A 12,236-nucleotide genomic window follows, 5' to 3' on the forward strand; every position below is an offset into this window, starting at 1 on the left:
GGATGGTGAGCCGGGTGGGATTCGAACCCACGACCATTCGATTAAAAGTCGAATGCTCTACCGACTGAGCTACCGGCTCACATCGCCTGTATGAAGGGGCTAAAGCACAGGAAAAACCCGTGATCCGCCGCCTTGCGCAGGTCTCTAAACATCCTCGGCGGGGGTGTCAACCTGTGCGTGGGGCCGCAGGTCGCCGGGATGGAAAAACCGGCCGGTGCCATGGGCCGTAAACGGCTGTCTGGCTCCGACCGGAAACAGGCCGCCGGATAGGTGCGCAGGTGGCGCACGCTGTCCGGCGGGATGGATCAATCAGGCTTCGGCGTCGGCGGGACGCATCTTGATGATGCGGTCAGGGTCCTGAACCATGCCGCTCTGGCCCGCGCCACGCTTGATCTGGTCGATGTGGTCCATGCCTTCGATCACCTGGCCCACGATGGTGTACTGGCCGTCAAGGTGGGGAGAGGGCTCGAACATGATGAAAAACTGGCTGTTCGCGCTGTCCGGGTTCATGGTGCGGGCCATGCCCACCGTGCCACGCTCGAACTTGGCCGCGCGGGTGAATTCCGCCTTCAGGTCGGGCAGCTTGCTGCCGGACGTGCCGGTGCCCGTCGGGTCGCCGCCCTGCGCCATGAAGCCCTGGATCACGCGGTGGAAGGGCGTGTTGTCATAAAACCCTTCGGCTGCCAGCGTGCGGATACGCTCGGCCGCCAGTGGCGCAATGTCGGGACGCAGGCGGATCACCACCCGTCCTGTCTTGAGGTCGACGTTGATCAGGTCGGATTTGTTTTCTGTAGCAGACATCATGATCCGTTTCGTGATTGGGGTGTGAAGGAACCGGCAGCGCGGGACGCGACCGCCAGCCTGTCAGCCACGCAGGCGTTTTAGGATGTGCCCGCGGGTAAAAGGTGGGACAAAACCGGAAATATCCCCATCCAGCCGGGCTATTTCCTTTACCAGCCGGGAAGAAATGTACTGGTGCCCTTCCCGTGCCATAAGGAACAGGGTGTCAATGTCGGGCGCCAGATGCTGGTTCATACCAAACATCTGGTTCTCGTATTCGAAATCTGCAACCGCCCGCAGTCCGCGAATGATTGCATGCGCCCCATGCGTACGCGCCGCATGCACCGCAAGTCCCGTAAAACCGATGACCGTGATCGGGTTCGCCCGCCCTTCATTCAGGGGGGCGATATCGGTCCGCAGGCATAACAGCCGTTCCTCCAGCGGGAGAAGGGGCTGCTTGTCCCGGTTTTCGGCCACGCCGATCACCAGCCGGTCCATCACGCCCGCCGCACGTTCGATGATATCCATATGCCCGCTGGTCACGGGATCGAACGTGCCCGGATAGAAGCCGGTACGGGATGGGGCGGGTTCAGTCATCCTGCCCCGCATCGGTGGCGGGGGTATCGGCTTCCGTATCGGCGATTTCGGCTTCTTCCCCGTCGTCATCTTCATCCATGACGGGGAACACGCTGGTCACTTCCTCGGTGTCGTTCAGGCGGAACAGGGTTACGCCGCTGGCCTGACGCGACATGATGCGCACCTGCCCGATCGGCAGGCGGATCAGGCGGCCCGCATCGGTTACCAGCATGACATCCGTGCCTTCCAGCACCGGCAGTGTCGCCACGACCGCATTGCCGCGCTTGTTGGCGGAGAAGGTCATGTTGTTGATGCCCTGTCCACCACGCCCGCTGACGCGGTAGTCATAAGCCGACGAACGGCGGCCGAAACCCGCATTGCTGACGATCAGCAGCACTTCTTCCGCCGCTTCCAGTTCCGCGAACCGTTCGGGGGACAGTGGCAGGTCGTCTGCCACGATTTCGGCATCGTCCGTTACGACGGTTTCTTCCGCTTCCTCGCCTTCCTGCGCTGCTTCGGCGCGGCGGCGGGCATTGGCCATGCGCAGATAGGCGGCGCGTTCCTCTACCGTGGCCTCGACGTGGTTGAGCACGCACAGGCTGTTCACGCTGTCGCCTTCAGCCAGTTTGATGCCCCGCACGCCCGAACTGCCGCGCCCGGCAAAGACACGCAGCGTGTCGTCCGTGATCTGGAAGCGGATGCACCGCGCGTTGCGGGTGCCAAGGAATACATCCTGCCCTTCGCGGCACGTGGCGACGCCGATCAGGCGGTCCTCGTCATCCAGCTTCATCGCGATCAGGCCGGATGAGCGGATGTTGCGGAAATCGCTCAGCCGGTTACGGCGCACGCTGCCCGATGCCGTGGCGAAGACAAGGTGCAGGTTTTCCCACAGATCCTCATCCTGCGGCAGCGGCAGGACGGCGGTGATCGTGTCGCTGCCAAGATCGGGCAGCAGGTTGACCAGCGCGCGCCCCTTCGCGGTGGGGCTGGCTTCGGGCAGACGCCAGACCTTTTCGCGGTATGCCTTCCCGCCCGAGGAGAAGAACAGAACCCACTGATGCGTATGCGCGTTGAACGAACGCACGATGATGTCGTCGCCCCGGCGTCCCGCCGCCGTGCGGCCACGGCCGCCACGGTTCTGGGCGCGGAATACGTCCAGCGGCGTGCGCTTGATGAAGCCTTCGCGGGTGATGGTGACAACCATCTGTCCCGGCTCGATCAGGCTTTCATCGGTCTGGTCGCCCGCGTAATCGGCAATGTCGGTGGCGCGCGGGGTAGCCAGTTCGGCGCGGATGGTGGCCAGTTCGGTACGCATGACCTCCATGCGGCGCGGCCGGCTGGCGATGATTTCCAGCAGGCTGTTGATGCGCACCGCCACTTCGGACAGTTCCTGCTGGATCTTGTCGCGTTCCAGCCCGGTCAGGCGCTGCAGGCGCAGTTCAAGGATGCCGCGAGCCTGTGCTTCCGTCAGATGGACCCGACCATCGACGATGACATTGCCTTCGTCATGGATCAGTTGCAGCAGGGGCGCCACATCGGCGGCATCCCATGCCTGCGCCATCAGCGCGGCACGCGCGGCCCCCGTATCGGGCGCTGCGCGGATCAGGGCGATGACCGCGTCGATATTGGCAACCGCGATGACCAGACCGACCAGCAGGTGGGCCCGGTCACGCGCCTTGTTCAGGTCAAAGCGCGCGCGGCGCAGGATCACGTCCTCGCGGAAGCGGATGAACGCTTCCAGCACGTCCTTGAGCCCCATGAGACGCGGCTGCCCGCCATCCAGCGCCAGCATGTTCACGCCAAACGAGGTCTGTAGCTGCGTGAAGCGGTAAAGCTGGTTCAGCACCACTTCCGGCGTCGCCTCGCGCTTGGTCTCGATGACGATGCGCATGCCCGAACGGTCGCTTTCGTCCCGAATGTCGGAAATGCCTTCGACCTGCTTGGTGCGCACCAGATCGGCAATGCGTTCCTGCAACGTGGCCTTGTTCACCTGATAGGGGATCTCGGTCACGATGATGGCCTTGCGGTCCTTGCGGATTTCCTCGATCTCGGCCTTGGCGCGGATGATGACCGAACCACGTCCCGTCTCGAACGCGCTGCGGATGCCCGCACGGCCCAGAATGGTGCCGCCCGTGGGGAAATCAGGTCCCGGCACGTATTCCAGCAGGTCATCGAGCGTCATGTCCGGGCGCTCGATCAGCGCCAGGGTCGCGTCGATTATCTCGCCGGGGTTGTGCGGGGGAATGTTGGTCGCCATGCCCACGGCGATGCCGGACGCGCCATTGATCAGCAGGTTGGGGAAGGCGGCGGGCAGGATCTGGGGTTCCTGCTCGCTTTCATCGTAGTTGGGCTGGAAATCGACGGTATCGCGGTCGATGTCGTCCAGCAGGAAGGAAGCCGCCTTGGCCAGACGGGCTTCGGTATAACGCATGGCGGCGGGGGAATCGCCATCGACCGACCCGAAATTGCCCTGCCCGTCGATCAGCTTCACCCGCATCGACCACGACTGCGCCATGCGCACCATGGCGTCGTAGATGGAGGAGTCGCCATGCGGATGGTATTTACCCATCACGTCACCGACCGCACGGGCCGATTTGCGATAGGGCTTGTCGTGGGTGAACCCGCTTTCGCGCATTGAATACAGGATGCGGCGATGAACCGGCTTCAGCCCGTCACGCACGTCCGGCAGGGCGCGGCTGACAATGACGGACATGGCGTAAGCCAGGTAGGAGGAGCGCATTTCCTCCTCGATCGTGACCGGCAGCATGTCGGACGGGGGCAGGGGATCGTCGGGTATCTCGGTCAAGGCAGTTCCGTCATGTCAGGGTTATCCCACCCCGGGCGACCATAACGGCGCAGGGGCGGGACGGTAGGCAGGAATGGCGCGTTGGGGCCGCCATCAGGTCCATGTGTACCATAGCACGGTCAGCGGCCCGGCGCGAAGCGCCAGCGGGGTTCAGAACGGGATTTCATCATCCAGATCGCTGCCGCCAGCCGGGGCGTCCCAGCCGCCGCCGCTGCCGCCACTACCGCCGCCACTGGCGGGGCGGTCGTTGCGCTGCGGCTGCTGGCGGGCCGGGGCGCTGTAGCCACCGCCGCCGCTGCCACCACCGTAGCCGCCACCATAACCGCCGCCTGCGTCGTCACCGCCGCTGTCGCCACCGCGATTGCTGTCCAGCAGCACCAGATCGCCACGGAAGCGGTCGACCACCACTTCGGTCGTGTAGCGGTCCTGACCGCTCTGGTCGGTCCATTTGCGTGTCTGGAGCGAGCCTTCCAGATAGACCTTGCGGCCCTTGCGCAGGAAACGCTCGGCCACGTCGGCTATCCGGTCGTTGAAAATGACAACCCGGTGCCATTCCGTCCGCTCGCGCCGTTCGCCCGATGCGCGGTCATTCCATGTATCGCTTGTCGCCAGTGTCAGCGAGACGATTTTCGCCCCGCTCTGGCTGTTCCGTACTTCCGGGTCCTTGCCCAGATTGCCCACGAGAATGACCTTGTTGACGCTGCCCGCCATATGCTGTCCTGCTGCAGTTCGAGTATGGGACCGGCAGTGGCTGAACCGCTGCCGACTGCCGCCACAGGCAGCCCGATGGCGGCCGTGGCGGATATATGCGGCGATCTTACCGGATCGTCCCTTAAAATGCGAGTGTGAGGACGATACCGCGATCAACGCCGGCATGGGGCGTGGCAGCAGGCATGTAACGGGCGCTGTCGTGGCCGGTCAGTCACGGCCCTTGTCGTGATGGACCGGCAGGCCCAGATTAGATGTGGGTCCGCAATGGTGGCCGGTATCCGCTTTCCCGCACGGGAGCGGAACAGGGAGAGTTCATGAGCGTTTCTTCGCGTCCGGAACAGGTTCCGGCGGCACAGCATGTCAGCCAGCAGTCCATTCGCGTGCGTGGGGCGCGTGCGCATAATCTCAAGAACGTCGATGTGGATGTCCCGCGCGATGCGCTGACGGTCATGACCGGCCTGTCGGGTTCAGGCAAGTCGTCACTGGCGTTCGACACCATCTACGCCGAAGGCCAGCGCCGGTACGTGGAAAGTCTGTCCGCCTACGCGCGCCAGTTCCTTGAACTGATGGGAAAGCCGGATGTCGATTCGATAGAAGGGCTGTCGCCCGCCATTTCCATCGAACAGAAAACCACATCCAAAAACCCCCGTTCCACCGTTGGCACGGTGACGGAAGTGCATGATTACATGCGTCTTCTGTGGGCGCGCGCGGGCGTGCCCTATTCGCCCGCCACCGGCCTGCCGATCGAGGCGCAGACGATCAGCCAGATGGTTGACCGCGTGATGGCCATGCCCGAGGGCACGCGCCTCATGCTGCTGGCCCCGGTGCTGCGCGACCGCAAGGGTGAGTGTAAAAAGGAACTGGCCGAACTCCAGCGCAAGGGCTTCACCCGCGCCAAGGTGGACGGCACGCTCCATACAATTGACGAAGTGCCGGAACTCAACCGTCGCCTGCGCCATACGGTCGAGGCCGTGGTGGATCGCATCGTGGTCAAGGAAGGCATCGAAAGCCGTCTGGCTGACAGTTTCGAGACAGCGCTCGGCCTGTCCGATGGTCTGGTCTATGCGGAAGAGGTGGTGAAGAACGCCCCGGAAGGCGAGGAAGCCCCGCGCACCGTCTTTTCCTCACGCTTCGCATGCCCGGTCAGCGGTTTTACGCTGGAGGAGGTCGAACCCCGCCTGTTCTCCTTCAACGCGCCGCAGGGTGCGTGTCCGGCCTGTGACGGGATTGGTCAGGAAACATTTTTCGATCCGCGCCTGATCGTGCCGGACGATTCGCTCTCGCTCGCGGCAGGGGCGATCGCCCCGTGGCGCAACAGCCAGAGCCCGTATTACACCCAGACGCTGGCCGCCATCGCGAAGCATTATGGCGTATCGATGGATACGCCATGGGAAGACCTGCCCGAAAACGTGCGCGATGTGATTCTTGAGGGGGGAAAAGACCCGATCGAGTTCACATACCGCGATGACCGCCGCAGCTACAGCCTGACCAAGCCGTTCGAGGGCGTGGTCAAGAACCTGCGCCGTCGCATGGCGGAAACCGACAGCGTATGGGTGCGCGAGGAACTGTCGCGCTACCAGTCCGAAAAGCCATGCCATGTGTGCGATGGCGCGCGGCTGCGGCCCGAGGCCCTGTCGGTCAAGGTGGCGGGGCTGAACATCGCGCAGGCATCCGACATGCCCATCCGCAAGGCGCTGGACTGGTTCGGCACGGTGGAGGAAACCCTGACACCCCAGCGCGCCGAGATTGCGCGACGCATATTGCGTGAAATCCTCGATCGCCTGCGCTTTCTGGATGACGTGGGACTGGATTACCTGACGCTTTCGCGCGGTTCGGCCACCCTGTCGGGGGGCGAAAGCCAGCGTATCCGGCTGGCCAGCCAGATCGGTTCCGGCCTGACCGGCGTGCTGTACGTGCTGGATGAACCCTCCATCGGGTTGCACCAGCGCGATAACGAACGCCTGCTGGGCACGCTGGACCGGCTCAAGAAGCTGGGCAATACCCTGATCGTGGTCGAGCATGATGAGGACGCCATCCGCGCCGCGGACTGGCTGATCGACATGGGGCCGGGTGCGGGCATCAATGGCGGCAATATCGTCGCCGCAGGCACCCCGGCGGAGGTCGCGGCAAATCCCGCCAGCCTGACGGGCGCTTACCTGTCGGGGCGCAAATGTATCCCTGTCCCCGCGAAACGCAGGAAAATCGATCCCAAACGGGAGCTGGTGCTGCGCGGGGCCACGGGCAACAACCTGAAGGATGTTACGGCCAGATTCCCGCTGGGCACCTTTACCTGTGTTACCGGGGTTTCGGGTGGCGGCAAGTCTACGCTGGTGATCGACACGCTGTACAAGGCCCTGTCGCGCAGGCTTATGGGATCGGGGCAGAACCCGGCACCCTATACGGCCATCGATGGGCTGGATCAGCTCGACAAGATCATCGACATCGACCAGTCCCCCATCGGGCGCACGCCGCGTTCCAACCCGGCCACCTATACCGACCTGTTCGGCCCCATCCGTGACTGGTTTGCCGAACTGCCCGAAAGCAAGGCGCGCGGCTACAAGCCGGGGCGCTTTTCCTTCAATGTGAAGGGTGGCCGGTGCGAGGCATGCCAGGGGGACGGGGTGCTCAAGATCGAGATGCACTTCCTGCCCGACGTGTTCGTCACCTGCGATACCTGCAAGGGCGCGCGTTACAACCGCGAGACGCTGGACGTGAAGTTCCGGGGCAAGTCCATTGCCGATGTGCTGGCCATGTCGGTGGATGAGGCGCTGCCCTACTTCTCCGCCGTGCCGCGCATCCGCGACCGGCTGGCCATATTGCAGAAGGTGGGGCTGGGCTATGTCGCCCTTGGCCAGCAGGCGACCACGCTGTCAGGTGGCGAGGCGCAGCGCGTGAAACTGTCCAAGGAACTGGCGCGCAGGGCCACGGGGCGCACGCTCTATATCCTTGATGAGCCAACCACCGGACTGCATACCGAAGACGTGCGCAAGCTGCTCGAAGTGCTGCATGCGCTGGTGGAGCAGGGCAATACCGTGGTGGTGATCGAGCATAACCTCGAAGTCATCAAGACGGCGGACTGGGTGATCGACATGGGGCCGGAGGGTGGTGATGGCGGTGGCCAGATCGTCGCCTGTGGCACGCCCGAGCAGGTCGCGGCCTGCGCCGAAAGCCATACGGGGCGATTCCTCAAGCCCCTGCTGGACAGGCAGCCGCTGGTGCCGCCTGCGCCCGCGCCGGTGGCGGGGCGAAAGGGGCGCGGCAAAAAAGCCACAGTGGCGGCGGAGCCGAAAGTGGTGAAAAAGCAGGAAAAACCGGCAAAAACCCGTCGCAAAAGCGTAAAATAGGCGCGCTGCCACCGGTGCCGGATGGTGGGGCCTGAAAAAAACTGGCGTGGTGATGCGGAAAATACTTGCATCGTACCGTCGGCAGGCCCTATCAGCGCCTCTCTTGGCCCAAGGGGGCAATAATGCCCAACAGGCTATCTACTGGTTTTGGGGTACGTGATGAACGCACTTGCTCAACTGGGGATGGTCTCGGAACACCCGAGCGATAACCAGATCTCTTCAGCGCCGTTTTCGTCCGAGGACGACCGGAAGGACTATTTCGTCGAAAAAGACGGAATGAAATTTGCGGGAACGCATCTCCTCGTCGATCTTTGGGATGCCCGGAATCTTGATGATCCGGAACAGATCGACCGTACCCTGTGCGAAGCCGCAGTGACGGCCGGGGCCACCATCCTGCACAGCCATTTCCATCATTTCACGCCCAATGGCGGCGTGTCGGGTGTGGTCGTGCTGGCTGAAAGCCATATCTCGATCCACACATGGCCCGAGCGGAATTTTGCCGCCGTGGATATTTTCATGTGTGGCGCGTGCGATCCGCACCTTGCGATTCCGGTCATGCAGCGCCTGTTTCAGGCCGGCCGGATCGAAGTGGACGAACAGCGTCGCGGGCGCGTGCAGCTCTAGCCTGCCTTCGCCGGGCTGGTGATGACCAGACCGGCATGCCCTCCTTAAATAACGAAGTGTCGGGCCGGATTGATTTCCGGCCCGTGCTTTTTCATGTGCATTGATTAGACGGAAGGGGAACCGCAATGTCCCGTGAGTGGATCAGCGAAGGCCTGTACGAGGGCTGGCGGCAGGAACTGCGTGTGGACCGGATGCTGGCGCGTACCAAAAGCGCGTTTCAGGATATCGCCGTGTTCGAGAATGTCGATCTTGGCCGGGTCCTGATGCTTGATGGCGTGGTCCAGATCACCGAACGGGACGAATTCGTCTATCAGGAAATGCTGACCCATGTGCCGCTGCTGGAGCATGGCGATGCGAAGCGCGTGCTGATCATCGGCGCGGGCGACGGCGGTGTGCTGCGGCGCGTGCTGGAACACGGCACGGTGGAAAAGGCGGTGATGGTCGAGATCGATGGCGAGGTCATCGAACTGTCCAAGAAATTCCTGCCCTCCATCGCCGGTGACGCATGGAACGACCCGCGCGCTGACGTGATCGTGGGCGACGGCATCGAATACGTGTCCAATGCCGCCGATGGCTCGTTCGATGTCATCATCGTGGACAGCACCGACCCGATCGGTGTGGGTGAAGTGCTGTTTACCGATTCGTTCTACCGGCACTGCGCGCGTATTCTCAGCGCCAACGGCATTATCGTGAACCAGTGTGGCGTGCCGTTCATGCAGGCGGACGAACTGCGTGACACCAGTGCGCGCCGTGCGCAGTTTTTCGCGCATGTTTCGGCCTATGTCGCCGCCGTGCCGACCTATGTCGGCGGATTCATGACGCTGGGTGTGGCCGCCAAGGGTGGCGTGCCGGGCCGCAACAGCGTTGAGGTGATCCGCGAGCGCGCGCAGCGCGCGGGCATTGGCGAAGGCTGCCGGTACTGGACGCCGGAAATCCATGGCGCGTCCTTTGTCCTGCCGCCCTATATCGCAAAGAACCTGCCGCGCTGACAGGCGCTACGGTCTGCGGGTATGAAAAAGGCCGGGGAACAGCAGTTCCCCGGCCTTTTTGCCGTCTGGACCGCAGGCAGGATCAGGCCTTGGGCGCGTGGCGGGCCGTCTTGCGCACACTGATTTCCTTTACCCCCAGTTCCTTTACCCCATCGGCAAAGACCTTGAAGTGCGGCGTGGCGAGATGCGTGTCGAATGCGGCTTCATCGTCATACACTTCCACCAGGATGATGGTCTGCGGATCGTCGATCGGGCTTACGGCCTCGAAGCGCTGGCAGCCTTTTTCATCCGCGACCGAGCGTTCGCTGTCATAGGCGCAGAGTTCAAGAAAACGCGCCCGGTTTTCGGCAGATACGCGAAATTCGGCCACGATGGTCAGCGGGGCGGTGGTCATGGCTGGATGATCCTTATTTCTGTTCCGGGCGCACGGGGCAACGACCTGTCACACTGAGCGCCTTTCATGGATTGACTTGGCATATCCGGTCATGTCAAGTCAGGCCTGTCGACACGGGAGAGACTGGCCCAGCGCCAGCGCCGAAGGAGCAACCGCCCCGGAAACTCTCAGGCCAAAGGACCGGTCGGCCAAGACTTCTGGAAAGAGGCGTCCGGCAACGGGCGCCCGCCGACGGGATAGCGATCTCAGGCACATGCGACAGAAGGGGCACTTGGAACCTATCCGGGTTCGACAGGAGTGCCGCATGTCCACAACGCTACCTGCCTATTTTTCCGTCTGTTCTTCGTTTCCCATTTCCTGTTCCGCTGGCGCGTACCGTGCCACTGCACCCGCATGCCCTGCGTGCGCGAACGCATGCGCGCACGCGGACCTGCACAAGGCCCAGCCCGCATGAACCAGCCCCTGCTGCGCACCCCGCTTTACGACCTTCACCTTGAACTTGGCGCCCGTATGGTGCCGTTCGCGGGTTATGACATGCCCGTGCAGTATCCTGCGGGCGTCATGGCCGAACACCTGCATACGCGCGCCAGCGCGGGGCTGTTTGACGTGTCCCATATGGGGCAGGTGCGCGTCCGTGCCCGTTCGGGACAGGTTGCCGACGCCGCCCGCGCGCTTGAGGCGCTTGTCCCCGCCGATATCGTCGCCCTGAAGCCGGGCCGCCAGCGTTACGCCCTGTTCACCACGGAAGATGGCGGCATCAGCGATGATCTGATGGTGGCCAATATGGGCGACTGGCTGCTGCTGGTGGTCAATGCGGCGTGCAAGGATGCGGATTTCGCCCATGTAAATGCCGCACTGGCTGATAGCTGCACGGTGGAAATGCTGTCTGACCGCGCGCTGATCGCGGTGCAGGGACCGGCGGCGGAAGCAGCCGTGGCCAGCCTGAACCCGAAAGCGGCGGCGATGCGCTTCATGGACGTGGCCGGGCTTGATCTGGCCGGTGTGCCCTGCATCGTTTCGCGCTCGGGCTACACGGGTGAGGACGGTTATGAAATCGGCATGGATAATGCCGCCGCATCCACCGTTGCCCGCGCCCTGCTGGCGCAGCCGGGCGTTACCCCCGCCGGTCTGGGCGCGCGTGACAGCCTGCGGCTTGAGGCCGGTCTGTGCCTGTATGGTTCCGATATCGACCTGACCACAACGCCCGTCGAAGGCGCGCTGGAATGGTCCATCCAGAAAAGCCGCAAGCCCGGTGGCGCCCGTGCAGGCGGCTATCCCGGTGCCCGGATCGTGGCGGACCAGCTTGCGGATGGCGCGACACGCCGCCGGGTGGGCCTGCGGGCGGAAGGGCGCGCGCCGGTGCGTGGTGGTGCCGAACTGTTTGCCGATGAAGCAGGCCAGATCCCGGCAGGGCGCGTGACCTCCGGCGCATTCGGGCCCAGCGCGGGCGGTCCCGTCGCCATGGGCTATGTACCCACCCATCTTGCAACCCTCGGCACGCGGCTGTTCGCTGGCGTGCGCGGGCGGTTCCTGCCGGTTCAGGTGGCGGCGCTGCCTTTCGTCGCACCGACATTCCGCCGCTGAACCCTCCGCGGATTTTTCACAGACCATTGTAATTTATGGAGCACGGACATGACCGTCTATTACACAAAAGAACATGAATGGCTGCGGGTCGAAGGCGATGTCGCGGTTGTCGGCATCACCGCCCATGCGGCCAATGAACTGGGCGAGCTGGTCTTTGCCGAGGCACGCGACCCCGGTACCACGGTGGAGCAGGGCGACAGCGTGGCCGTGGTGGAATCGGTCAAGGCGGCATCGGACATCTACGCGCCGGTAACGGGCGATGTGCTGGCGTTCAACGACGCGCTGGGCGATGACGCGGCTCTGGTTAACCGTGACCCGGAAGGCGAAGGCTGGATCGTGCGCATGACCGTGGCCGATGCCTCGCAGCTTGAGGGGCTGATGGACCACGCGACCTATACCGCGCTGGTTGGCTGATTTTCCACTTTCCT

Annotated in this window: 10 protein-coding genes, 1 tRNA gene and 1 riboswitch; of the genes, 5 read left to right on the top strand and 6 right to left on the bottom strand. The window is 63.5% G+C overall.

Annotation, left to right across the window (positions count from 1 at the left end; translation table 11 throughout):
* Positions 1-3 precede the first annotated feature (3 nt).
* The 5 genes from ACBR42_RS00405 to ssb form a co-directional block, all read right to left on the bottom strand.
* Positions 4-79, bottom strand: a tRNA-Lys gene (locus tag ACBR42_RS00405).
* Between the two features lie 230 nt (positions 80-309).
* Positions 310-801, bottom strand: coding sequence for a peptidylprolyl isomerase (locus ACBR42_RS00410; protein WP_102324852.1), 492 nt, complete (start codon positions 799-801; stop codon positions 310-312).
* A gap of 63 nt (positions 802-864) precedes the next feature.
* On the bottom strand, positions 865-1,377 hold the full coding sequence (gene coaD / locus ACBR42_RS00415) for a pantetheine-phosphate adenylyltransferase (protein ID WP_102324851.1): 513 nt from the start codon (positions 1,375-1,377) through the stop codon (positions 865-867).
* Positions 1,370-4,162: a DNA gyrase subunit A gene (gene gyrA / locus ACBR42_RS00420; RefSeq protein ID WP_102324707.1), complete on the bottom strand. Its 2,793-nt coding sequence runs from the start codon at positions 4,160-4,162 to the stop codon at positions 1,370-1,372. The genes coaD and gyrA overlap by 8 nt, the downstream gene beginning before the upstream one ends.
* 150 nt (positions 4,163-4,312) lie before the next feature.
* Positions 4,313-4,873 (bottom strand): single-stranded DNA-binding protein, encoded by a 561-nt coding sequence (gene ssb / locus ACBR42_RS00425; protein WP_102324706.1) that lies wholly within the window; start codon positions 4,871-4,873, stop codon positions 4,313-4,315.
* A 314-nt stretch (positions 4,874-5,187) separates the two neighbouring features.
* Between ssb and uvrA the strand changes: the two genes are divergently transcribed.
* The 3 genes from uvrA to speE all read left to right on the top strand — a co-directional run bounded on the left by uvrA (position 5,188) and on the right by speE (position 9,830).
* Entirely contained in the window at positions 5,188-8,217 is a 3,030-nt protein-coding gene (gene uvrA / locus ACBR42_RS00430) for an excinuclease ABC subunit UvrA (RefSeq protein WP_371207024.1), read from the top strand.
* A 159-nt stretch (positions 8,218-8,376) separates the two neighbouring features.
* Positions 8,377-8,841, top strand: a complete 465-nt coding sequence (speD, locus tag ACBR42_RS00435; RefSeq protein ID WP_025437442.1) for an adenosylmethionine decarboxylase — start codon at positions 8,377-8,379, stop codon at positions 8,839-8,841.
* A 125-nt stretch (positions 8,842-8,966) separates the two neighbouring features.
* Positions 8,967-9,830: a polyamine aminopropyltransferase gene (speE, locus tag ACBR42_RS00440; protein WP_102324705.1), complete on the top strand. Its 864-nt coding sequence runs from the start codon at positions 8,967-8,969 to the stop codon at positions 9,828-9,830.
* Positions 9,831-9,912: 82 nt separating this feature from the next.
* Here the strand turns inward: speE and ACBR42_RS00445 are convergent, their stop codons facing one another.
* A complete protein-coding gene (locus tag ACBR42_RS00445; RefSeq protein ID WP_371207025.1) occupies positions 9,913-10,224 on the bottom strand; it encodes a putative quinol monooxygenase in 312 nt (103 codons plus the stop codon).
* Between the two features lie 104 nt (positions 10,225-10,328).
* Positions 10,329-10,416: riboswitch (glycine riboswitch) on the top strand.
* A 258-nt stretch (positions 10,417-10,674) separates the two neighbouring features.
* Here ACBR42_RS00445 and gcvT point away from each other — a divergent pair.
* Positions 10,675-11,808, top strand: coding sequence for a glycine cleavage system aminomethyltransferase GcvT (gene gcvT, locus ACBR42_RS00450; protein WP_371207026.1), 1,134 nt, complete (start codon positions 10,675-10,677; stop codon positions 11,806-11,808).
* Between the two features lie 48 nt (positions 11,809-11,856).
* Positions 11,857-12,222 (top strand): glycine cleavage system protein GcvH, encoded by a 366-nt coding sequence (gene gcvH, locus ACBR42_RS00455; protein ID WP_102324702.1) that lies wholly within the window; start codon positions 11,857-11,859, stop codon positions 12,220-12,222.
* Positions 12,223-12,236 lie beyond the last annotated feature (14 nt).

It is taken from the genome of Komagataeibacter sp. SM21, from assembly GCF_041402665.1.
In the GTDB taxonomy this organism is placed as follows: domain Bacteria; phylum Pseudomonadota; class Alphaproteobacteria; order Acetobacterales; family Acetobacteraceae; genus Komagataeibacter; species Komagataeibacter saccharivorans.